Source organism: Epilithonimonas caeni DSM 17710, from assembly GCF_000426465.1.
Lineage (GTDB): Bacteria > Bacteroidota > Bacteroidia > Flavobacteriales > Weeksellaceae > Epilithonimonas > Epilithonimonas caeni.
Genome location: NZ_AUFK01000014.1, coordinates 87,270 through 112,603, shown reverse-complemented (window position 1 = coordinate 112,603; position 25,334 = coordinate 87,270). Strand labels below are relative to the sequence as shown.

At 35.8% G+C, this 25,334-nt stretch carries 20 protein-coding genes; 5 read left to right on the top strand and 15 right to left on the bottom strand.

Annotation, left to right across the window (positions count from 1 at the left end; genetic code table 11):
- The first annotated feature begins 15 nt into the window (after positions 1–15).
- The 3 genes from rpsD to rplQ are packed head-to-tail and all read left to right on the top strand — an operon-like array spanning position 16 to position 2,178.
- Positions 16–624 carry a 30S ribosomal protein S4 gene (gene rpsD, locus K319_RS0108625; RefSeq protein ID WP_027383297.1) on the top strand — a complete coding sequence of 203 codons (609 nt, stop codon included), beginning with the start codon at positions 16–18 and terminating at the stop codon, positions 622–624.
- Positions 625–655: 31 nt separating this feature from the next.
- Positions 656–1,651 (top strand): DNA-directed RNA polymerase subunit alpha, encoded by a 996-nt coding sequence (locus K319_RS0108620; RefSeq protein WP_027383296.1) that lies wholly within the window; start codon positions 656–658, stop codon positions 1,649–1,651.
- Positions 1,652–1,659: 8 nt separating this feature from the next.
- Complete coding sequence (rplQ, locus tag K319_RS0108615; RefSeq protein ID WP_027383295.1) at positions 1,660–2,178, top strand: 50S ribosomal protein L17; 519 nt, start codon at positions 1,660–1,662, stop codon at positions 2,176–2,178.
- A gap of 267 nt (positions 2,179–2,445) precedes the next feature.
- On the opposite strand, the gene K319_RS0108610 is transcribed toward rplQ, so the two are convergent.
- From K319_RS0108610 to K319_RS0108565, 9 genes are all read right to left on the bottom strand, one after another.
- On the bottom strand, positions 2,446–2,853 hold the full coding sequence (locus K319_RS0108610) for a hypothetical protein (protein ID WP_027383294.1): 408 nt from the start codon (positions 2,851–2,853) through the stop codon (positions 2,446–2,448).
- A 615-nt stretch (positions 2,854–3,468) separates the two neighbouring features.
- The gene (locus K319_RS0108605; RefSeq protein WP_027383293.1) at positions 3,469–4,074 is read right to left on the bottom strand and encodes a hypothetical protein; all 606 of its coding nucleotides are present in this window, start codon (positions 4,072–4,074) and stop codon (positions 3,469–3,471) included.
- Positions 4,075–4,076: 2 nt separating this feature from the next.
- Complete coding sequence (locus K319_RS0108600; protein ID WP_027383292.1) at positions 4,077–4,883, bottom strand: hypothetical protein; 807 nt, start codon at positions 4,881–4,883, stop codon at positions 4,077–4,079.
- A gap of 247 nt (positions 4,884–5,130) precedes the next feature.
- On the bottom strand, positions 5,131–5,571 hold the full coding sequence (locus K319_RS0108590) for a hypothetical protein (RefSeq protein ID WP_027383291.1): 441 nt from the start codon (positions 5,569–5,571) through the stop codon (positions 5,131–5,133).
- 4 nt (positions 5,572–5,575) lie between these two features.
- Positions 5,576–6,424: a hypothetical protein gene (locus K319_RS0108585; RefSeq protein ID WP_027383290.1), complete on the bottom strand. Its 849-nt coding sequence runs from the start codon at positions 6,422–6,424 to the stop codon at positions 5,576–5,578.
- A gap of 338 nt (positions 6,425–6,762) precedes the next feature.
- On the bottom strand, positions 6,763–7,311 hold the full coding sequence (locus tag K319_RS0108580; protein ID WP_027383289.1) for a hypothetical protein: 549 nt from the start codon (positions 7,309–7,311) through the stop codon (positions 6,763–6,765).
- Positions 7,299–13,889, bottom strand: a complete 6,591-nt coding sequence (locus K319_RS0108575) for an RHS repeat-associated core domain-containing protein (RefSeq protein ID WP_027383288.1) — start codon at positions 13,887–13,889, stop codon at positions 7,299–7,301. Before K319_RS0108575 ends, K319_RS0108580 begins: the two co-directional genes overlap by 13 nt.
- A 5-nt stretch (positions 13,890–13,894) precedes the next feature.
- Entirely contained in the window at positions 13,895–15,046 is a 1,152-nt protein-coding gene (locus K319_RS0108570) for a lamin tail domain-containing protein (protein WP_027383287.1), read from the bottom strand.
- Positions 15,047–15,055: 9 nt separating this feature from the next.
- On the bottom strand, positions 15,056–16,405 hold the full coding sequence (locus K319_RS0108565; RefSeq protein WP_027383286.1) for a tetratricopeptide repeat protein: 1,350 nt from the start codon (positions 16,403–16,405) through the stop codon (positions 15,056–15,058).
- Positions 16,406–16,845: 440 nt separating this feature from the next.
- Between K319_RS0108565 and K319_RS0108560 the strand changes: the two genes are divergently transcribed.
- A complete protein-coding gene (locus tag K319_RS0108560; RefSeq protein WP_034671601.1) occupies positions 16,846–18,222 on the top strand; it encodes a DUF4403 family protein in 1,377 nt (458 codons plus the stop codon).
- 80 nt (positions 18,223–18,302) lie between these two features.
- Entirely contained in the window at positions 18,303–20,855 is a 2,553-nt protein-coding gene (locus K319_RS0108555; RefSeq protein WP_027383284.1) for a M4 family metallopeptidase, read from the top strand.
- 72 nt (positions 20,856–20,927) lie between these two features.
- Here the strand turns inward: K319_RS0108555 and deoD are convergent, their stop codons facing one another.
- From deoD to K319_RS0108525, 6 genes are all read right to left on the bottom strand, one after another.
- Positions 20,928–21,635, bottom strand: a complete 708-nt coding sequence (gene deoD, locus K319_RS0108550) for a purine-nucleoside phosphorylase (protein ID WP_027383283.1) — start codon at positions 21,633–21,635, stop codon at positions 20,928–20,930.
- A 133-nt stretch (positions 21,636–21,768) separates the two neighbouring features.
- Positions 21,769–21,939, bottom strand: coding sequence for a lmo0937 family membrane protein (locus K319_RS21510; protein WP_027383282.1), 171 nt, complete (start codon positions 21,937–21,939; stop codon positions 21,769–21,771).
- Positions 21,940–22,032: 93 nt separating this feature from the next.
- A complete protein-coding gene (locus K319_RS0108540; RefSeq protein ID WP_027383281.1) occupies positions 22,033–22,737 on the bottom strand; it encodes a LytR/AlgR family response regulator transcription factor in 705 nt (234 codons plus the stop codon).
- Positions 22,734–23,798, bottom strand: coding sequence for a sensor histidine kinase (locus K319_RS0108535; protein WP_027383280.1), 1,065 nt, complete (start codon positions 23,796–23,798; stop codon positions 22,734–22,736). Before K319_RS0108535 ends, K319_RS0108540 begins: the two co-directional genes overlap by 4 nt.
- A 60-nt stretch (positions 23,799–23,858) precedes the next feature.
- Entirely contained in the window at positions 23,859–24,185 is a 327-nt protein-coding gene (locus K319_RS20050) for a DUF4907 domain-containing protein (protein ID WP_034671600.1), read from the bottom strand.
- Positions 24,172–25,155 (bottom strand): Kelch repeat-containing protein, encoded by a 984-nt coding sequence (locus tag K319_RS0108525; protein WP_027383279.1) that lies wholly within the window; start codon positions 25,153–25,155, stop codon positions 24,172–24,174. The genes K319_RS20050 and K319_RS0108525 overlap by 14 nt, the downstream gene beginning before the upstream one ends.
- Positions 25,156–25,334: the final 179 nt, after the last annotated feature.

The following is a 25,334-nucleotide window of genomic DNA, read 5'->3' as shown; positions in this document are numbered from 1 at the left end:
TAGAATTTACACATTATGGCAAGATATATTGGACCTAAAACAAAAATTGCTAGAAAATTTGGTCAGGCAATTTACGGAGACGATAAAAGCTTCGAGAAAAGAAAAAATCAACCACCAGGACAACACGGTCCTAACAAAAGAAGAGGTGCGAAGAAATCAGAATACGCTACTCAGCTGGCTGAAAAGCAAAAAGCTAAGTACACTTATGGTATCCTGGAAAGACAATTCGCTAACCTTTTTGATAAAGCTCATAGAAGCAAAGGTGTAACAGGTGAAGTCCTATTGCAACTTTGTGAATCAAGATTGGATAACGTTGTTTACAGATTAGGTTTTGCTAAAACAAGAGCTGCTGCCAGACAATTGGTTTCTCACAGACACATCACTGTGAACGGGGAGCTGGTTAATATCCCTTCTTATTTGTTAAAAGCTGGTGACGAGATCGCAGTAAGAGAGAAGTCAAAATCTCTTGAAGTGATTTCTGATGCATTGGCTTACAAAGCAAATTATGAGTGGTTACAATTCAATGACGAGAAAAAAACTGGTACTTTCACAAGTGCGCCTGAGAGAATTCAGATTCCTGAAGATATCAAAGAACAGTTGATCGTCGAATTATACTCTAAATAATAATTTTTTCAAATTTTTGCTCAACCAGACTATGGCAATTTTAACATTTATAAAACCCGATAAAGTAATCCTATTAAACTCAACTGATTTTAAAGGACAATTCGAATTCAGACCTTTGGAACCAGGTTTCGGGCTTACTATCGGTAATGCATTGAGAAGAGTTTTATTATCTTCTCTGGAAGGATATGCTATTTCATCTATCAAAATAGAAGGCGTAGAGCACGAATTTTCAACTATACCAGGTGTTATCGAAGATGTTACGGAGATCATTCTTAATCTTAAACAACTTCGTCTGAAAGCTAAAACCGAAAATCCGGGTAACGAGCAGGTGACTGCAAAGATCTCCGGAAAGGAGGTTGTTACTGCTGGTGATCTAGGAGATTCAATCGTTAATTTTGAAGTTCTTAATCCGGAATTGGCGATTGCTACTTTGGCAAACGATGTCACTTTTGAGATCACTTTCAATATTGAAAAAGGAAGGGGATATGTTCCGTCTGATCAGAACAAATCAAACAATGCTCCTGTGGGAACTATTGCTATCGATTCTATCTTCACGCCGATCAAGAAAGTACAGTATAGTATAGAGAATTATCGTGTAGAGCAAAAAACAGACTACGAAAAATTGGTATTGGATATCGAAACTGATGGGTCTATCACACCTCAGAATGCTTTAACAGAAGCTTCCAAGATCTTGATATATCACTTCATGTTGTTCTCTGATGAGAGAATCACACTAGAAACAGAAGCTGTAAAAGCTTCTATCCAATATGATGAGGAAACACTTCACACAAGACAACTTCTTAAGTCAAAATTAGCAGATATGGATCTTTCTGTAAGAGCCCTTAACTGTCTGAAAGCGGCTGAAGTGGAAACTCTTGGAGAGCTTGTTTCTTTCAGTAAGTCTGATTTGATGAAATTCAGAAATTTTGGTAAAAAATCTTTAACAGAACTTGAAGAATTGGTTCACTCAAAAGGACTAAATTTCGGGTTTGATGTTGCAAAATATAAGTTAGACGCTGATAAATAATCCTTAAAATGAGACACGGTAAAAAAATAAATCACTTAGGTAGAACGGCGCCGCATAGAAAGGCAATGCTTTCTAACATGGCTTGTTCACTAATTGAACATAAAAGAATCAACACTACTGTTGCTAAAGCGAAAGCTTTAAGAGTTTACGTGGAACCAATCCTTACTAAAGCTAAAGAAGATACAACGCACAATAGAAGAACAGTTTTTTCTTACCTACAAAGTAAAGAAGCTGTTACTGAATTGTTCAGAACTGTAGCTCCTAAAATTGCTGAAAGAAACGGTGGTTACACAAGAATCATCAAAACTGGCTTCAGAGCTGGTGATGCTGCTGATATGGCGATGATAGAGTTGGTAGATTTCAATGATATCTACACTCCAAACGCTGAAGAGAAGAAAACAACCAGAAGAAGTAGAAGGTCTACGACTGCTAAAAAGGAAACTGCTCCTGTTGTTGAAGCTACTGAAGCTAAAGTGGAAGAAACTCCTGCTGCTGAAACTGCGACAGAAGAAAAGACTGAGGAATAAGAATCTTAAGTTTTTGAAATATAAAAAACCATCTCGATCGAGATGGTTTTTTTGTTGTGTAGTATATTAAGATCTTGCAGTTGCCTGTTCCGATTTGAAGTGGTTCAATCGACTCGATATTAAACCTTGCCAGAAATTACCGCCTGCTATAGTTTTGCACTAATTTTTGCTAATACTTGTCAAAATCAGTTTCCTATCTTGCTTTCTATAAAAAGTTTTAAACATCAAAATTGTTTTCATTTATCAACACATTTCGAACGTTACCGATTATTTCTTAATCCACTTATTAGTTATATTTTCTTTCCATTTAAGTACTTTTCCAATTTTAGCCGAATCTTCCTTTGAAAATATATAACAATTAAAGTACATTATACTGTCGCCTTTTATTATATAACATTTGTTGCTTCCGGCAATCTTTTTAAAAAAATATCCTTTACGTATATTATTGAAAACATATTCAGAATTTCTTAAAGTAATTCCATCATCTTTTTCTTGAGTATGAATATTTATTGATAATGAACCTCCCTTTACTAAGTTAAGGTTATATATTTTTCCACTAATTTCCTTAGGTAGATAATTAGCCTTAATATCATCAGTGAAAGTGCTAGAATTAAAATAATTATATAGAAGAACAATCACTAAAAACAACCAAAGAAATGCATATTTTTTCCACATATTTAAAAAGTTGTATTTATACGACTCCATTGAGCACCTCCTCCGAAGCCGAACGAAACATTCAGACCAGACTATGCTCTTTGTGAAAGATTAAACAATGATTTTAATCCAAATTTATCTGAGTTGTAATTTTTTGGCGCCCAAAAAGTACTTGCCCCAGCTCTGTCAATACCTTTTATGTCAGCACCAATTGAAAAACCATAGCCCGTGTAATCGCTACTTTTTAATTTTACATCATCAAAATAATCTCCTGCAATGCCATAAACACTATAAGATCCTGCTATACCTAAATTACATCTTTGAGAAACATAAGTGCTCCAAGTACCAGCATTTACACCATCAATAAAAAATACAAACTAATGTATTAATATAATTTTTGCAACCATATTGTATAACTGTATATCTATTTTCGAAAGATTGTAATTTAAGATAATATTGATCTCCACAATTAATATCATAATTTCCCTTAATAGTAAAAATACTTAATTTGCTTAATTTTCTTCTTTTGGTTTCAAAATTATTAAATCCTCTTCACATTGTTAATTATAAAATCTTTGAAATTTCAAGATTTTATATTTAAATGAATACGTTTATTTAAATATTATAGATACTATATTACCTTATAAAATATCCATTTTTTTTTCTAAAAAATTTTTTAATATCTATTGTTATTTTTTCAGTTTTTATATTAGGTTTTATTATCTCTATGTTGTTATTTTCCAAAGAATCTTTTACATATTCTGGAATATATACATCAGAAAATTTTATCTCTGCTGAAAGGTAATATGTTTTTGTTGAATCTAATTTATATTGAGTAGTATAATTTCTTTTTAAAACTTTTAAATTTAATGTTTTACATTGCTTAGCAGGAACGATAACATAATCGTGTCTGTAATGTAAATAAATTAAAGCTTCTTGAAAAGAAATTTTATATCTACTCATAGTATTTTTAATAAAATTTTCACTATAATCATATTGAAAATCTAAATAGTCCTCTTCTGATGAAATAGAAGTTACTTTTCCTGTAGGTTCATTATTATTATCATCTTCAATCTTGAAAACATTTATAGGATGTCCATAAAAAAAATATATTGACTTATTACTAGTATTTTTTAAATTAATTTTTAAATAGTGATCATTAACTAAATTTGTTAAAACTTCAATCTTATAATTTTCAGGACAAATTATAGAAAACAGCGATGTCAGAATAAAATTTTTCATAATTATTTCATAAATAGGATTGAATTAGTAAATGCATTTGGGTAATAAGTTGTGAAAGCATCTGAAAGTTTCATATTAGCCCCTGATAAAGAATCAGTAATTCCATGAGCAAAAAATTCACTTATTCTTAATGCTTCTGTGCGACCATACATGTTATCCCAAACATTAAAAATACCTGAAACAAAATGTGAAGAATGTATTGCCTCATGATACCAAGTTTTAGCAAAACCTAAAGCTGTTCTCATTCTTGATGGGGCGATTAAAACTCTACCATCACTCATTGACGTTATTCCACCAACTTTACCATCTTCATTAGCAAGACTTTTACCGTCCAATCTATAATTGTCACCTGTTTGTTCATTAAATGATTTCAAATTATCTTCATTAGCTATGGCAAAATTTTGCGCTGTAGTTGCATATATATCTGGAAATAACTCTTCCAATACTGTTAAAAAATCCTCCGTTACAGGTTTATCTGCAACAGTTTTATCATTATAATGTTCATTTAACCTTTTTCTGAAAAAATTATTTTCTTCAATAGCTTCTACTGCCATATGCGCCACGTGATTCAGCCCACTTGTAATTAAACCTTGCTTAAAACCCTGCCAGAAATTACCACCAGCAATGGTTACACTTATTCCGCCGGATAAACCTCCCGCTACGACCATTGTAGCTTTCAGTAAGCTTTGATTGGTATCAGCCATTGAACAATTATAAGTACCTTTTATTGTTGTTCCCAAGCTCTGCAAACCGCTTGCAACCAATGATGATATTGCTCCGGATAGAAACCCCCGAGTTAATGCTACCATTCTCCAGCACAGACATCATACCACCGGTTATACCATGCCTCCCTGCCTGGAACGTCCCGAAATTGCGGATTTATAAGCTTTTTTCTAATTTCTTCTATTCTGGATACCTGCAATACCATTTCAAAATCTATTTCTATATCTTATTTTCTAAAAAATAGTATTGAAATTCAATACTATTTTTATTTACCAACTTGTTTGAAGCATTACCCAATCTGATCGTAAAAATACATCTCAAATATAAAAGCGTCTATAGAATTTCAAAATAAATCCAATCGGTTTTAATTCTTCCACAATTAAAATAATCTTCCATATAAAGCTTAATTCTGTATTTGGTATTTTTAGATACAATATTTGTATTGAAAATTGTAAAATTATATATTTTAGCTTCTCCCTTTTTTAAAGTATAATTCAAAGGAAAACATGGAGTGATACAGTCAAAATGTATTATTGACCTTTCAATATCTTCATACTCTCCATCTTCAACTAATTTTTGAAATTCTGTAATTATTAATGCATTGTTATTAATTTCTTTTGGAATTTTTAAGTGTTTATTTTTATGATTAATAACTTCAATTGATAATTTTCCATCCTTTATTTGGGAAGTATCAATTTTAGCTTCGCATAAAGATTTTTGACTTTGGCAATTTGCAAATAGAAATGTCAAAAGGAAAAGCATTGTTGTTCTCATTGCATTATCTTAATTGAAAAAATGTTAACATTTGTGCAATATACGTAGTTTTAATATGCATTGGAATATCTTTCCAATATTGAGCTTGTTTAGTTTTCCAATATTGCGTTTGCGTTGGCTCTGCAGCTGGAAGGGAATCATTATTTAATTCATGAGTATAGGCATCCCATTCTCTAAATTCATGATTTTTAAATATCCAATTGGTCGTCACAAAAACATAATTTTGTCTAACATGGTGCCATTCATGAGATAACATTCTCATTGCAGTACCGAAATGAGACAGTGGTCCTGTATTGATTTCAATCCAAGCACCGTCACTTGCATCTGAATGTGTTACAAAATAATTAAAGTCATTCTCGCGGATATCATATCCACAAAAATATTTTTCTAATCCCTGTGAGAACTTGAACGTGTCGCCAGCAAGCTTTAATGCACTTGCAAATTTTCCATCATTTATAAATTTGTAATAAGCCTTTCTGACATCTTTAAACTTGTCACGATCTTCCTTAGTAGCTCTATCAGCCTCTTCTGATCCATATATGAAAGCATGGAACGCATGATTTAAGCCAGCTGTAATTATCCCTTGTCTAAATCCTTCCATAAACTTCCCGCCAACTATTGTTGCGGATATACCACCACTTAAACCACCTGCTGTAATCATTAATGCTTTTATTAGCGTAGGGTTTCTACTTGCTAAATCCGTATATTTTCCCGCCTTATTTATCGCACCTGCTGTACTTCCCAAGGCTTCTACACCGCTGGCAACCAAAGATGATATTGCTCCGGATAAAAATCCTGAGTTAATGCTACCATTCTCCAGCACAGACATCATACCACCGGTTATACCATGCATCCCCGCCTGGAACGTCCCGAAATTGCGGATTTATAATCTGTTACCAATTATAAATCCACCAACAAATCTGGGACATCTGTTATCGTTCTCAGTATTATAAATAGCCCACTTTATATTTCCTTTTGCTCTGGCTATTCGCAATACTATTTCAAAATCAATTTCTATATCTTGTTTTCTAAAAAATAGTATTGAAATTCAATATTGTTTATATTTACCAACTTGTTTGGAACACATATCTAATGTTTTGTCCAATTGTGTGTGATACATTGAAAAAATAGTATTGATTTTCAATACTATTGTTATTTATCAACTCGTTTGGAACGTTACCCATTACCAACCTACAATTTATTTATTAATAGTTTATTTTCTGAAATAATAGTATTTTTCTCATAATCACTGTTCTTTATTTGAAATCTTTTTATTAACTCATTACCATTATATATTATTTCTATCATATTTCCTTCCTTTTTTAAAACGGGAGCATATTTGAGATACGCACCAGTCGTGTCTAAGTACAAATAACTTTCAAATGTTTTATTTGGAAATAAATTTTCTATTCTTAAAGGATATTGATTGAATTGATTAGAATATTTTTCATTAGAAAAAACATTAACAGACACCCTCATACTGTCTTCTAAAAAATTTATAGTAAAGGGATTGATAATAGAATCTTGCCTCTCGTTTTGAAACAGTATTTTATTATTAATAAAAATATTTGGTGATTCACTCACAAATATCTTTATATTTTTATTTGTTTCATTTTTCATTTTATAATATAAGCGATTATTTTCAAACTTTATTATTTTTATTGAAACAGTGCTTTCTTGTTTACAAGAGAGTAAAAAAAGAAGTAAAAAGAAATAACAAGAAATTTTTAGTTTGGCCATCTATATAATTTTATTTTTTCTATCGACGAAGTATCTCCTACAGATATACTCCAAGAATGTGCCCCAATTTCAGACATATTTGTCGCTGCATCTATTGATTTATAATGCCTTACCCAATATTGAAAGTTTCCGCTAATTATATGTTGAGCATGGGTAAATTCATGTCCTAAAACTGCAGACAACTTGAAAATAGATTTAAAAGCAGATCTCGCAATTACAATATCTTCAATTTTATTACTTTCAAATGAGCTAAAATCTCCTGGCTTCATAGTAGCTATTGGATTTGTTCTACCATTAACACCTGCATATTCTCCAGTATTTTCTGTTAATTCAATTGTAGGTCTCTTTACAGAATTATACATTTCTCTTAACATTTTAACACTAGTCAATAACTCTCCTATGGTTCGTTCATCAAATTTTGCTTCAGTACTCTCAGGATTAACATATCCTGCATCTTCTAAAGCTTCCTTAAGTTTACTTTTATATTTCAAATATTCTATACCAGCAGCACCCATATGCGCCACGTGGTTTAACCCGGCTGTAATTAATCCTTGTCTAAAACCTTGCCAGAAATTACCACCCGCAATTGAAGAAGAAATACCGCCAGATAATCCACCTGCCACAATCATAGATGCCTTTAGCAAACCTCGATTTGTATCAGCCATGGAACAATTATAAGTTCCTTTTATACTTCCCAGACCTTGTACGCCACTTGCTACAAGAGATGATATTGCTCCGGATAGAAACCCCGAGTTAATGCTACCATTCTCCAGCACAGACATCATACCACCGGTTATACCATGCATCCCTGCCTGGAACGCTGCACTTCCCCAGCTAAAACCAACACCAAACGCAGTAGAGGCAGCAGATCCAATTCCAAAACTAATGATGCCCATCACAGTACCCATCAGGTTTGCTTTGCCCAGTCCATACCAAATGGGGACACCTTGTATCGCGTTCATTACAATCTTAACTGCTACACTTACAGCCGCGGCTATGGCAGCTGCAATAGCTACAGCTGCAACCGTAATACCTTCATTACCATCCAGATCCACGTACAACAAAGGATTGTTAAACACATAAGAATACCGGTCATAAGACTGGGTATTATAGGGATCCTGAACCAGGTTATCCGCGCTCAGGAACTTCCTCAGGATCGGGTCATAGAGGCGGGCATTCATATTGATCAGCCCGGCCTTCCAAAGATGCTCATGCCCTGTGTAGCCTCTATCAATTAAAAAGTTGTAATTGATCAGTTGCTGGGCGTCTGTAATCGTCTGCCCGGCTTCGTTTACAAGCGCTTTCAGATTGCCCCATGCGTCAAAGAACCGTTTCTCTGCAACTGAGCCATCTGTTTTGGTAATGGCAACAATGCTTCCTATATTGTCCCTATGAAGGTAATAATTATTTTTTGAAAGCAGGCTTCCATTGTTAAGAATCTCCTTTTGGATATAATTGGCAGAGTACGGATCACCGGTAATATAGGTTACGATCTCTGTGGTGCTGCCTTTTTTCTTCATCTCTACAGCAAAATCCGAAGAATAAAATTTGGTTTCACCCGATACCGTAGAAACCATAGAATATCTGCTCTTCAGGATATTGTATTCAAAATTCAGATTTTCTTTTCCAGCCAGCGTAACGCTCAACGGACTTTTGAAAGCATTGTAAGTTGCAGATGCAAATCCTCTTTGTGCATTGACATTTTGCCCGTTGGTATTGAAATTAATGCTTTGCAACCTGTAGTCGGATCCGCTGTAGTTGTATTTTCCCAGTTCTGTATTTGAAGTAATCCTGCCTCTCTGGTCATAGGTGTACTCATTCACCAGAACATTATTGACAGTCTCGGTAAGCAACCTGTTCAAAGTATCATAGGTGAACTTCTCTTCCTTGGCAAAGGTAAAATTATGTCTTTTGTCCAGAACGCCTTTGTTGACATCATAAGTATATCCAATATCAAGAATATTGATGCCATTCCTGTTGTGGCTTATTTTTTCCAAGGCGTAATTGGATGTATTGTAAGTGTTGCTCAGTTGGTAACCATTGCCATACTCCATAGTGGTTGTACGTCCCTTTGCATCCACGTCCGTAACATGCCAGATCATATGGTTATTATTGACATCATTCTGCTGGATCAATATGCCATTACTATCATATATATTCTTTATTTTGGATGAGCTGGTATATGAGTTAGGTAAAACAGTGGAAATACTAACCTCATCTGCTCTACCATAACTATCAAATGTCGTGGAAGATGTATAGGTGAAATCAGGCGTTTGCTCTGTTTTCCCTGTGATCCTGAAATACTGATCATACTGTGTGGTGTAGATATAGTTTTTGCCGTTGCTTGTACCTGTGATCTTTTCAGGGAGTTTGGTATTAGTATTATAGGTGAACGTTTTCTCTATACTGGTATTCTCAGCAGACGTTTTTCCATAAGTTTTTTCCGTCACGGGTCGTCCTATACTGTCATAAGTGTAAAGAGTGTAACCCTTAGGGTTATCTTCCCGTGTAACTCTGCCAAGATTGTCATATTGATATGTGAAGGTTCCTGCCGAAGGATCAATTATCTTGGTTTTCCTTCCCCAGCCATCTATCTCGAAAGTTGTTTTGATGCCCTCGTAGTCTGTTTCTTTTAGTTCACCGTTAGGAAAGTAAGTATAACCAATAACTCCGCCATGATCCTGATGTCTTATGGTGTGCCCCATGGCATCAAGAGTTTTAGAAGTCTTTTTATAACCATCATCTACTGTTACTTTCATTCCTTCGTAACAGGTTTTAATAATAATGCCTGTGTAGAGCTTATTTTCGGTTGGACGGTTTAGTTCATCGTATTTTATTTCGTTCCATTTGGGTGCTTCTCCGTCAAAGAAGGGCTCCGAGTATTTAATTTTTTTGCCGAAGGCATCGTACTCTGTTTTTACAACGAGCCATTTTCCGTTAATCGACTGGGTTTTTGATTGTATTTCCCTGTCAAATTGATCGAAGGTTACAATACTTTCTGTACCACCTTCTCTTTTTTTATGAAGGTCATAAACACCAGTTGGCACTCCTGATGATACAGATTTTGAAATGGTCGTCTTCTTTCCCAGATAATCGGTGATCTCAGTAATGTTACCCCAGGAATCGTAAGTGTAATAGGTTTTGAGACCAAGAGAAGATTTTTCTTCGGAGACTAATCCTATCGGGCTGACTTCTACAGAGGAAGACAAGCCATCCGGAGTGGTTGTTTTTTTGACATACCGTTTAGTCGCATCATATTCATAGCTTGTACTTTGCGGAGATACGCCATTCATGTAAATCGTTTGATTATATATGTTACCGGCATTGTCATAAGCACTATTGGTTATAAGTGGTGGTGCAGTAGCATCGTTGCCATATTTATAATTATAGTTAACTGTACCTTTGGTTGTGTACGTATTGATTTCTTTACTCGTAAAAGACAACCCATCTTTTGAGGTGGTTGTTTCTACACTTTCAATTTTACCATAATAGTAATGATCGCCATCCGTAAATTCCGGTTTATAAGTATAGTTAATCAATGTCGAGCCTACTCCTGCATAATCTGTGTAGGACGTTTTCAACTTCAGGTCATCATTTTCATCATAATCATATTTTTTCGGAATGGTGATCTTCCTTAGATAGTCTTCAGTAACTTCATCTGTGGACAATATGAGATATTGGTGATTTCCCCTGTCAAATTTTTTATTGGTACTCGTTGTTTGTGTAATAAATTTTTTGAGACCTCCGTAAGTAGAACTTACAACAGCATTATCCATCAAAGGGTCTTTGGTCTGTATGTTCCAAAAAACAGCTTTAAATGGATCTTTTATCCTGTATTTATTATTTTCAAAAACAGACTCATAAGCATCACTGGTAAAAGTTTTTTGGAATCCTAAAAATCCTTTTCCTTCCAGATGTTGTATGGCATTCTCATATCTGTATTCTTTTGTAAGGATCTTACTATCGAATAAGGTATGTATTTTATTGACCAGATAGGTTGTACCATTATTCTTGTGAACATAAATAGGATATGCAAAGGAGGCCGTGCTCTGATTTTTGGTATAACATATTTCACTGTTGCTGTTAATGTCTTCCATCATGGGTTTATATTCAACCTGTTGGAATACATTAGAACCATTATCAATTTTTTTGATCAAGGTCTCCGTAAACTGATCGTTATTTATGGTATATGAAATATCTTTCTTCGTTAATGGATCAGAAATGATCAAGCCCGATTTATAGGTATTAAGCTGGTTAAAATCTGATGTTTGTAACGGAATCGCCAGAGGAGAAATTAAATCGACATTCAGTGGCAAATATTCCGGAATAGGATTCAAAGTGGTATTTCCCTGACTGTCGCTTTTATTTTCATGGAAGGTGATTCTGTTAGTATATAAACTTGAAATAAGGCTAATCGGCCATGTAAAATTCCAATATGCAACATTCATGTTTTCATATTGTGCCTGATTTAGCTTCTGGGATTCACTATATCTTACTTTCCCAAACTTACTAAACGATATAATATCGGTCTTGCCATCATTGTTAAAATCGGTAGGAATGACTGTAGTAGCACCATACTCTGTATAGTCATATTCATAATTTGGGCCTGACCACAGCTTTTGCCAGAAAGAACCGGAAGCCTTGGCATATACCCTTTGTGAAGGCATCAGATAAGCTAATTTTTGTGTAGTATAATCTTTTGCTGTTATATTAAATCCCTTACCATTATTAAGGTACTCCCACCATATCAGAGTTTCCGTCTCCATTCTTTTAACCACATCAGAAGCTTGATTATCCGCATCAAAATAGTAAACAGTCTTTGGAGTCATAAAATCTGTTAGTCCGTCACCATTAAAATCTCCGAAAATCAGAGGGGTACTTCTTTTAGGGAGTGCTAATTCATTATAAAAATCATTTAATGGTATATCCTTTAAATTGTTAAAAACATCAATAGAATTGTTTTGATGGTTTATTTTATAAATCGTGTAGGTAGTACCGTAATTACTAATCGTTAAAATCTCCGGGATACCATCGCCGTCCATTTCAATAGGGTACATCTGGTTATATGGACTAATAAAATTACCCGCAATAGTAAAAGGAATACTTTGGGTTCCTTGATTTTTACCTATTTCGAACAACGTAGCACTACTACTGACAGCGAAATCACCTGAATTCAACGTAAACACATCGGTCAAGCCGTCGTTATTAAAGTCAGCAGTGATATAGTTGCTAGTTGAATGGTTTAGTACAAATTGGCCAGTCAGAAAATCAAAGATCCAAGATACTGATCCTCCAAATTGTGAATAGACTGTTTTCTTGTTAAATGTCACTAAATCATATACCGACATTTCTCGAAAAAAACCACCTGTCATAACTATTAGCTGATCACGTTCAGTAATTTGATTGTTATTATTTAATGTTTTTGACACCATCAGAGAAGAAAATTCATCTACAGCAATTGGTAACTTTCCATAAGTTGAACTGACTAAGGAAAATTTTCCTTCTGTATCCTTCGAAATATAACAAGTAGATAATTCTCCTTTTCCATAGAAATCTCCTGCGACTATATCCCCAAGACCCTGAGTATTAGGAACCAAGCCTGCGTTATTTTTAATCTTTTTTTGTACTGTTGCGCTTGTTACACTGAGATTATAATTAAACTTTAGGGGTTTGAGTTGGTCACCGACTTTATTTTCTACATTAACCTCAATTAACCTTTCTACTGTATTCCCACGTATAAAATCATGTTTTAAAGAGTACTTTCTGAAAATACCGTCATATGTTGAACTGCTATATACGGATGAGAGTATAATGCTGTTAATGAACTTGACCCCGTTCCTAAAACCAATTGAAGATGTCTGCCTTGATTTATATTCAAAATTGATACTGAGAGGAGAATTCGTTCCCCCATATGATATTTTGGTTATCCTTGGTACATAATTATCTGTCTGATAGCTATATTTGATCTCATTATCAAACGGGTCCAGCATACTTGCAATATAATATTGCCCGGTAACCAGTTCCTTATATTTGGCTATTCTTCCATCTGTATATCTGATGATGAACTGATATTCTCCGGAAGTCTGTTTTGTTATTTTTACTTTAGAAAATTTCTCCGCTACGAACTCCGTATCGCTCAACTTTATTAATCTTTGCCCGTCAAGGTAAAATGGGTCGTTATCATTGAACTGCGGACCTTGAGTAACGCCATCAATTTCTTTGCTTTTTCCACCTCTGCTGATCATAGAAAGCCCCATAATATTCCAGCCCCATCCTGCCTGCCCATTTCCACTTTGACTATTGTAAGCCAATGCTATATTTGGCTGAAAATTATTAATTCCTTTCAATGTTTCAATTGGCAGCATATACGTTAGAGCGCCGGTTTCACTGACGTTCATCTCTGCATTCACTGTGGGAGCAAGCGGATCCACCACGGTAATTGCAGAATTACCCAGTCCTTCCGTCTGATTGTTTTCAGCGTAACCGGAAGTATCGTATGATAATGGAATTTCGGTAACTGTCTGGGAAAATAGAATTACATTGATTAAAAGCAGAACTGAAGTAATCTTGAATTTCATAAACCTTACCATTTTAAGATGTTTTTAGATATAACCTGACCAGTGTTAAGTATAAAATTAACAACGAAAATACCTGGAAGCTGGTTTTGTAAAGAGAAACTAGTGTAGTTGATGCCATTTGTTGGCGTATATCCAAATACATATCCTCCACCGGCATTATAAACCTGCAGATTATAAATCTTGTTAAACGCAGGTCCATCCCAGGTGATGGTAACAGTGTATTGATTTGCTGCATTTACCGGATTAGGATAAACTTTAATACCGTTTTTAATAGTTTGCAGTTCATCATAAGTATAGTCAGTGGACGGAGTTGTTGTTCCATTTGATGGCGTACAATCAAAAGAATCTGTATTGCTGCCAGCCGAGTCGTAATTAAAGCACTTACTTCCACTGTTATAAGTTCCGTTAGGAATTTGTTGTATTTTTTGAATTGAAATAGGACACGTGTTATTAATCAAATTTAAAACATTGTCGCTCCAGTCCAAATAAGCATAATTTGCCAAATAATCATTAAGCATAATATCTTCGAAATGTACTGTAGGCGGTTTATAAACTGCGTCTAATGGATTGGGAGAAGCCAAAGAATAAGAGCCATTACTTACCAACTGGAATGAGTTTACAGTATAACATACTCCCGGTTGACTGTAGGCAGCTTTGACCCTATTCGATGCTTTTGGTAAGTTCCAGCTATACCCTCCCTTGTCTGTTGGAACCTGCCGCCCGAAAGAATATCCTAATGAAACAGACTCCTTATAGCTATTAAGTATAATATTATTCTGCTTTATGATTTTATCGTCTTTGCCCTGGGTGGTTGAAAATAATTCAGTGAATGGCGTAGTGTTTACAGCTGGTGCACTATAGACTATTACCATAAAGTCTCCTTTCTTTATGGTCTTATCGCTAGGTAGCCAAAAAACACCCCAACGATCTTTTATATACCAATTTTCAAGACTTATGTCCCTATCACTATAGTTGTAAATTTCTATAAACTCCCCCCAATGATGCCTTCTCGCATTTTCTTCCTGCTGTGTAGAGCCATTAAAGAGGGTCATTCTCTCGTTGTAGGGTGTATCATGATAGATTTCTGTTATTTTGATCTGTGATGAAAGGGAGATAGAAAATAATAGAAACAAATTCAAGAAATAATTTTTTACCATAATGTAGGTTTATAAATTATTAATATTCTGTTGGAGTTGCTGTAGATGGATGGGTTTGTTATTGGACCTGTTCAGGTTTAATAATGCTGTATGCCTAGTGAGTTCATCCTCATTCTCTATGAACCTTGTCGGGTTATTCACAATTTCAAGGATGCGGCTTTTATCATTCGAAGAACCTTGTCTTGAATAGAATTTAGCAATGATAAGGTTGACCCTGTCAATGGAGTGGGCATCGGAAGTGCCGGCTTTTTGCCTGCAGAGTGCGAAGAGTTTTGTTCTGGCAGCTGTAAAGTCACCCTTTAAAATAAGATATTTCACTTGTCTTGTAATAGTCTCAAAATTCTGTTGCGGATTTTCAGATCTTGCACTTATCTCTTGGATAAGAGAGTCCATGACTGATGATCCGGGAGAATTCAGTACTTCAGATTGTTTAAAATATACATCAAATAGGGCGAGCGCCGACCAGAATGTCTTTTTTTGTGTATGATTGTAGTTCTCAAAACGAACCAGGTCATCAATGTTATTAAGTTGCTTTGATAATTCCCTAAACTGCTTTATGAAATATGGGTCACTTTTATCAATAGTTTCTAAATAGATACTAGCCGCATCAAGTGCTCCGCTATAATCTTTCTCTGCACGAAGGGCAGATATGTTGACCTTGCTCATCTCTCGGATCTGAGGTAACCTGTCATTTGAAGGTTCCTTTGCTTTAAGTGCAGCTAATTCCTGAACTGTTTCTTGCGCCGTTAGATGATTGAAACGCTGCTTATGGGCATTGCGGTTTTCTCTTCTATATTTTTTTAATTCCTTATTTTTTCTTGTATCTACAGTATCTACATTTAATGCAATATACTTATCGATCTTGGCCAGTTCCTTTTCAAGATTTTTCTTATTAGGGTAATTTTGCAGCAGTAATTCTTCATAACGTTCTTTTACATATGTAAGAATTCTACCGCCCGGAATGTTTAATTGCCCTGTTATCTTTTTATTGCCTAAAGCGGCTTTTGTATATTGACTATACAGCCGTCTTTTAATTCGTAAGTTCGTTGGAATATTAGCCGAGGCTTGTTGATACAGTTGGATGACCTCCAATTCTTTATGCTTTTTTGACAAAAGTATCTTTCTGATACCATTGTAAGCACGAATTTCAGAAGCATCTAATGCTAATACCTGCTCATACTTATTTTTTGCGGCATTGAGCCTTCCTTGTTTACGAAGTCTTCTCGCAGTCTTAAGCAATGTGGGAATATCATTATCTGCCGAAGACGACTCAACAAATCTTGCCAAAAGAAAATTGGGAACTAAGCTGGAAACAATCCCCAACCCAGCTAAATGGAGGAATTTTTTTCGAGAGATCATCAATTGTAGTTTTTTTAAAAAAAGGGGAAGAAAGGATTCTGGCCTGTATTTCTCTACTGTAAACGTTATAAATTCAGTTATTCAACTTCCCCTTGCAATACAAATATAAAAAAATTATTAATTTGTCACTAAATAGTGAAACATTTTTAAAAAAAATAATGTTAGCAGTTAAAAGAGACATGTGTAATAGATTTTTAACAGGATTTATGAGGTCATTTTCCAAACTTAATGATGGATATGATTTATATATTAATCTATTGAAAATCAGAAAAAATAGAAATTAGAAAATTTAAAAACGAGAGCAGGAATTACCTGCTCTCGTTTATTTTTACAGAAAAAATATATCCTAAATGATTGGGAATCATAATAGGTGTATCAGAGTTAGTGACAGTGTATCAATAAAACCATTAATTTTGCTTTCAGATTTTATTAAAATACCTATGATTTCATTTAGAAAGATTAACTCGATATATTTTTTACTGGTCAGCTTCATTGTTTTTTCCCAGGCAGAAAGTCCTGTTTATACTTTACCAAAGATCAAATCCAGTATCACACTTCCTGTTTCGCTGCCGATCTCGGAGATCAATAGTTTGATTAACCAATCTGTGAAAGGTGTTTTGTATGAAGATCAGTCTTATACCGATAATAATAACGACCAGTTCAAGGTGAAAGTAGAGAAGCAGGGAAATATTGCGATAAAAGCACTGACAGGAAATAGATTGATGATATCTGTGCCTCTGAAGATCTGGGCAGAAAAAGGCTATGGAACTTTGGGATATTATCTTTACAAGGATACCAACTTTAATCTGATCATGAATTTCATCACAAGTATAACTGCTACATCAGATTGGAAGTTGGACACAAAAACGACGACGGCAGGATTTGTCTGGACACAAAAACCTGTTTTGGATTATGGCAAAGTAAAGATCCCGATCGCCTCTTTTATAGAATCTACTTTGAAAGAACAGCAGTCCAAGTTCACAACGATTATTGATGATCAGATCAAATCTAAATTCAATTTGCAGCCTTACCTGGTGATGGCCTGGAATCAGTTCTCAAAACCTATCAATGTTTCGGAAGAATATAACACCTGGCTCAAGATCTCTCCTCAAAGCACTTTTATGTCACCGCTTCAGGTTTTTCAGGATAAGATCAAAACAACAATTGGAATTGATATGTATTCTGAGACTTACGTAGGACAGATTCCTTTAGCTACCAAAGATGTGAGTTCGATTCCGAATTTTCTCTTAAAACCTGACCTTCCTAACATCTTCAACCTGCAAACAACAGCGAATATCAGTTTCTATGAAGCGACAAAGATTGCAAAGCAACAATTCCAGGATAAAGAATTTGCGATGAGTGGTGAAAATAAAAAGGTAAAGGTCACGGATATTTCTGTCTATCAGGAAAAGGAAAATATCGTGATAGAAGCACATACAACAGGTGAAGTGAACGGAACGGCTTTCATCAAAGGCAAACCTTTCTACAGCGCGGAAGAACATAAGATAAAGCTGAATGTTACAGATTTCAATCTTAAGACCAAAAATTTCTTTCAAAAAGCATTGACTGTTTTGTTCGAGGGCAAGATCAGAAGGATGATAGAGAAAGATTATGGGATCCCGCTTTTGGACATCGAGAATTCTTCCAGGAAAAGTATGATGGAAAATTTCAATAAAGAATACGTGAAAGGGATCAGATTGCAAGGCAATGTCATTGATCTGAAACCGGCACAATTCCTATTATCGGAAAAATATATCACTGTAGTTATCGATACCAAGGCACAATTACAAATGAACGTTTTAGGACTGAGTTTTTAGATATTTCTTATTTTTCTTTAAGTTTTATTGAGCAGAATGCATAGAATAATAGCTATATTTGTTTTCAATTAAATTTAAAAATGAAGAAAACTCTATTCCTAGCCGTAGCGTTAGCTTCTACTTTTGGTTTTGCCCAAGAATCAAAAGAGCTGACTAACCTTAAAAAACGAACCAATGCCAATGTTACAATAAGTAACAGCACTTCCAATCCTAATTTCATCCTTTTTGGAAATTCTAATGCACTTCAATTAAAATCTACCGGAGCAAAAGCAAAAGTTGCCGAATTTTTGGCAGAAAACTTCAAAGCCTTTAATCTGAAATCTGTAAACGACCTGGTATTTGTAGAGGAAACCACAGATAATTACGGACTGAAGAATGTGGTTTATATGCAACAACATCAAGGTGTTCCTGTTTATGATGGGGTTTTGAAGTTCCATTTCAATGGAAAGGAAGAATTGACATCCATCAACGGAAATGCGATCTCTAATATAAAAGTCAGTGCTACGCCTGATATTTCTTCTACAGAAGCGGCAGCTATTGCGAAAGGTCTTGTTGCGAAACAGAATCTTACGAGCAGTAATGTTCCCTTGGAGATTGGAAAAAATAATCTTCTGATCTTCCCCAAGAATTTGGTTCAAGGAGGATCTGTTGTGCCGTATTTGGCCTATGAGGTAGAAGTTACCAATAAAAATGATGTCAGGGAATTTCTTTTTATCAATGCCCATACGGGAGAGCTGGTGGAGCAGTTCACGGGGATACATCCTATCGACAGAAGAGTGTATGAAACCAATACCAATGCTTCCAACCTGAAATGGAAAGAAGGTGATGCTTTTCCCGGAACACTTACAGTCTGGCAACAACATGAAGCCGTAACGTCCGAGCATGTTTATAATTTCTTTAAAAATGCATTCGGATACGTTTCCTATGATGCAGCTGATCATACAATGATCACTGTGAACAATGACCCGACCATCTCTTGCCCAAATGCGAGATGGAATGGAACATATGCAGGATATTGTGACGGGACGGCAACAGACGATGTCATTGCGCACGAGTGGGGACACGCCTATACCGAATATACAAGTGGGCTGATTTACCAATACCAATCAGGAGCGCTTAACGAATCTTATTCCGATGTTTGGGGAGAAACGATCGACCTGATCAATAATTATATGGATGAAGGCGAGAATCTTAGTGTAAGGACCACCGCTTCCTGCTCTGGTTCGCTCCGCTGGAAAATGGGTGAGGATGCTACTGCTTTTGGAGGGGCTATCCGGGATATGTGGAATCCGAATTGCAATGGTGATCCTGCAAGGGTTTTGGACCCTAACTATTATTATTGCGGAACTGCCGATAGCGGCGGGGTGCATACTAACTCCGGACCTACCAACCATTTATACGCACTGCTTGTAGATGGCGGAACTTACAATGGTTATACAATAACAGGAATAGGCTTTGTGAAAGCTGCCCATCTTTGGTGGAGAGCACAGAAGAACTATTTGACGGCGACCAGTGATTTTGCCAATTTTGCTGATGCCTTGGAAGCAGCAGCCAATGATCTTGTAGGGATCAACCTTCAAGGGTTGTCTACAAGCACAACCCCGGCAGGTTTAACGGGACAAGCCTTTACAGCTGCTGATGTACAAAATGTTAAGAACGGGATTCTATCAGTGCAGTTAAGATCATCTCCGGCGACACAATGTAATTATACACCTTTGCTAGCACAAAATGCACCAACGCTTTGCTCAAGTGCAACTTCCAATCCATTATTCAAAGAAGATTGGGAAAATGGTCTAGGAAATTGGACGGTGTCTAATGTTCCTACAAAACCATCAACCTGGGAGGCCAGAGATTGGACGATAAAAGATGGCTTGCCAAAATCAAGAGCCGGAAAGGCGATTTTCGCGGTAGATCCTATCAATGGAGATTGTGCAAGCAACCTTCAAAACGGAATCCTGCGTTTGGAAAGCCCGACCATTACAATTCCAACTTTCTCAGAAGGAAAATATGAAATGGCTTTCAATCATTATGTCGCTACAGAATCAACTTGGGATGGAGGTAACATCAAGTATAGCTTAAATGGCGGCTCATGGACACTATTACCTGTAACAGCATTTACTTATAATGGTTATAACAGCACTCTGGATGGAACCAGTCAGAATGATAACCCACTAAAAGGTCAAAGGGCATTCACAGGAACAGATGGCGGCTCCCTTGGCGGAAGCTGGGGACAAAGCGTGATCGATCTTTCCAAGATCGGGGTCACATCAGGTTCTAATATCAAATTCAGGTTTGAATTGGGAACGGATGGATGTAATGGCATCGAAGGCTGGTATCTGGATGAGATCTATGTTTACAACTGCAGCACGTTGGCAGTTGAGGATGTTCAGAAACAAAACGGAATTACCGTATTCCCAAATCCAACCTCAGGATTCGTATCGATTCAGAATAAGAATAACTCCATCCTGAAAAATGTGGAAGTTTATAATGTTGCAGGACAATTGATCCAAAGATTCAATGTAGGTAATACCAAAAATGCTTCACTGGATATGAGTCAATTGGTCAATGGAACTTATATCTTGAAAGTTAATTCTGATACAGAAAGCAACTCTGTGAAAGTGATCAAGAAATAATTAACCAAATAATTATAACAATAAAAATGCTTCTGAATTCAGAAGCATTTTTTTTATTTTAGTTAAAAGATTTTAAAACTTCAAAGCTGTTTCCAATGATAGTTCCATCATGGTTCTAAGTGCTTGTTCTCTTTGGCCGGCAGATATAAACTCGTGGGTTGGGATGATATCCGAAACTGTCAGAATGGTGGCCGCATTTTTACCAAGATGTTGTGCATTGGCAAATAAGGCAAAGGCTTCCATCTCTACCGCCGGACAATTGTATCTTACGGCAATTTCCGGGACTGCAGGGTCCTTTCTGTAAAAGATATCGCTGGAATGGATGTTGGTTGCTTTTGCATCAAGACCTAATTCTTTTGCAGTTTCATTGATTTTATCAAAAGCAGTTCCTTGGTTAGAAATAATGTCTTCTTCAATTCCCCAGGCAAATTTTGCGTAAGTACTTTCACTCGCTGCTTTTTCTACATTCAGAATATCGAATAATTTCAGATCTGTGGAATAAGCACCACAAGTCCCGATTCTGATAATGGTATCAACTTCATACTCTGTAAATAATTCGTAAGAATAGATCCCGATGCTTGGGAATCCCATTCCGCTGGCACCAACTGTGATCTCTTTTCCTTTATACTTTCCTGTATAATAGAAAATGTTTCTGGTTTGGCTGACCAATGTAACATCGGTTAAAAAATTATCGGCAATATATTTGGCTCTCAATGGGTCGCCCGGCATCAAAACCGTTTTTGCAATTTCTCCTTTTTTTGCGCTTATGTGAACACTCATGTGGATTAAAAATTTTAGAGCGTGAAGATAAAATTTATATTTTGATTACAGAATTCTTTTTAAAACAAAAAACCAACTGATTACCAGTTGGTGATTCAATATAGAAGATAGAAACTTCATCATCCGGTTCTACTTAATCAAGAGGTTTTCTTCCGGATATAATGTTGAATAATACTACGATCACAGCAATTACCAATAATACGTGAACCAAGTAACCCGTGCTCATTCCCGGAACAATTCCTAACATTCCTAAAAGCCAAACGACAATACAAATGACGGCTACTAACCATAATAGATTTCTCATAACTAATAAATTTTGTGGTTTAATGATTATGACATTGCATATTTTGTGCCTTTATTAATTTAATAATAAAAATCGATATTATTAAATTAAATTTTATTTGTATCTATCAACAATTCCAGAGAGATAAGTTTTATATTTTTCACTGACGGGGATTCTTTCATCGCCGATCATCAGGCTGTTTTTTCCGACACTTTGAAGATGCTGAAGAGAGATAATATGCGAATTGTGAACTCTAATGAAATTTTCAAAATTGATTTTCTCCATAATAGATTTCATGGTTTGATGCACGATCAGTTTTCTCGTGTTGGTGTAGATCACGATATAATCTTTCAAAGCATTGATCCTAATGATCTCATTAAGATTCAATTTGACATCCTCATTGTTTGAACGGACAAAGATGAAAGCATTTTTCATCACGTTATCATTTTCCTGAAGGATCTTGATATTATTATAAAGGTCAAAACTTTTGTAAGCAGCTTTCAGGAAACGTTCAAAGGAAAAAGGTTTTAACAGATAGTCGATAACATCCATTTCAAATCCTTGGATGGCACAGTTATCATAAGCCGTTGTAATAATGACATTCGGGAGTTTGTTGTAGCTTTTCAGGAACTCGATTCCGGAGATATTCGGAAGATTGATGTCCAGAAAGATCAGATCGACCGTATTGTTTTTCAAAACCTGAATCGTTTCCTGGATGTCATAACAATTCGCTACAAGATTAATAAAAGGGATTCTTGAGATATATTCTTCAATCACGTGATGTGCTAGTTCCTCATCATCTACAATTATGCAATTCATTGGTCAGAGTCTAATGTGAGTTTTAAATTAATTTCATATTCGGAGCCATTATCATTAATGTCGAGTTGGTATTTCTCGGGATAGAGCAGGTCCAGTTTCATCTTTGTGTTTTTGATCCCAAGCTTGTTGTTATCAGTTTTTTCACTTGGTTTTCTCTCGTAAAAATTCTTGATGTTAAAATCCAGGATGTCATCTTTTAACAAAACTTTGATTTCTAATGGACCCTTACTAAAATCAGCATATTTGAAAGCATTCTCAACAAAGGTCAAAAGAAGCAAAGGTTCGATCTTATAATTTCCGAAGTTCCCCAAAAACTGATAATTGATATTATTGAACTTGTTGAACCTGATAGACTGTATCTCGATGTACTTTTTAATATTGATGATCTCATCATTCAGATTATTTTTCTGCCCGTTTTTATCATTGAGAACATACCGCATGATGTCGGACAAAATCAAAATAACTCTGGGTGTATCATTGGATTGGGTGATCGATAAAGAATAGATACTGTTAAGTGCATTGAAAAAGAAATGCGGGTTGATCTGTTCGCGCAGGATCTTCAGTTCGCTAGATTGTCTTTCAAATTCCAAAGCTTTTATCTTTTTTTGATTTTCCATCCACTTGTCAACAAAGAAGATCAACGTGCTGAAGACCATCGAGAATAATCCGATCTTAAAGAAAATATCATGAAAATCCGGTCTATTGCGGAACCTCACCATTCGGTCCGGTCTTGGAAAATCTTTTGGAGAAAACGGAGGTTGTCCTTGCGGATGTTTTGGAAAATGAGGCATAAAGAATATCATCGATCCGATATAAACCACAACAAAAGAAATCACAACAATAGATATTTTTCTTGGATTTTGCTTGATGAGATGAGGTAAAAATACTTTGTAATTGAGATAGAAAAACAGGATGGAGAACAAAAATATTTTCATGTTCATCAGCAACGCCAATTGTCCAAAAACGGAATAGTCCATTATCAATTTAAAAGCAATGAGAACCAGCCAGATGATGCAATGATAGAGGTAGATGGTTTTGATGCTTTTCAGAAATGTGTTCATAACAGATGAATGTTTTTAACGTGCAAAATTCCCCCGATAAATTATCGAAGGAATCTATGCTTATTGAAATTTTGGAATCTCGTATTCTATCTTCATGGAGTCCAGTTCATGTACCGAGATTCGGGGAAAGGATGTTTTTCCTATTTTTTCTATTACAAGATCGGCGGTTCTCCGGGCTTGCAAACTATCCTGGAAAGATTGTTCACCTTGCACCGCCGGAATAAATGGCTGATCGATAAAAACCTTTTTGTTTTTTATGATCTGATAACCAAAACCATTTTCTTGTTGAGTTATCTTAACGTCTAATTCATTATTCTTTTTTTCACAGGAGATCAGAAGAATGCCTACTGATAAGAATGATCTCCAGAATGTTTTAATCATCTTCATTCTCGGTTTCTGTCGGATGGAATACCCAGATGTCATCAAAGTAGGAAGATCCGCTGTTCCCCGTCAAAACATAACCATAAGTTCCGAATGAGAATGCACAGGCACTTTCTCTGGAAGAACCTTCGAAAGCAGTTCTTTCTGTCCAATCGTCTGTGGAAGGATTGTATTCCCAAGTTGAGTTGGTAACACCGCTTACATTCCCTGTAGAAACATAACCAAGTCCGCCTGCAGCAAAAGCTGCTGTAGAAGCACGATTTTGCGTGTCATCATCATCACTTGTGTTCGCTTTTCGTGTCCAAGTTTCTGAAGACGGGTCGAATGCCCAGAAATCTGAAACCAAACTTCCATTATTGGTTCCAAAGCCTACATAAGCTGTTCCATTGATAACGAAAACGGCTCCGTCTCTTCTTTTAGAACCTCCTAAACTTGTAATTGTTGTCCAGCTGGATGTTGCTTCATCATATTTGTAAAAATCCTTAAGCTCACTTCCGTCATATCCAGTTCCGACATAACCTTTGCTTCCAATTCCAAAAGCTAAAGCTGCGTATCTTCCTGTTCCGGGGAGGTCATCTATCTTGGTCCAGGAATTGGCAGATGCATCATATTTATAGAAGTCATTGAGCTTGTTTGTGCCATCATATCCAGTTCCGACATAACCATAAGAATCTGTTGCGAAACCTACGGCAGAACTTCTTTTTACACCTGGGAAATCTGCTTTTTGTGTCCAGGAGTTAGCATTCGGGTCATAGCTCCAAAGGTCGTTGTAATAATCTTCTCCATCATAACCTCCAGTTAGATATCCTATTCCATTCACTACAAAGGCAGAAGCATTGGAGCGTGGTTTACCGTCTAGATCCGAAACTCTTACCCAATTTCCTACCAACTCGTCATCGTCATCATCATTTCGACAGCTTGATACTAAAAAAATCCCCGCCATAGCAAGAACTAAAACCGAAAGTTTATTGCTCATTCTTATTTTTTGATGCAAATCAACTTCATTCCCCGCTCTTTTGAAAATTTTTTAGACAAACAAGCTTTTTTTGTCGTTAAACCATGTTGTTTTTTCGATAGATTTTATATAGGTCGTGAAATATATAATTGTCTAAGGATAGGATTGATCTGTCGAAAACTAAAGCCGAAAGGGAGAAA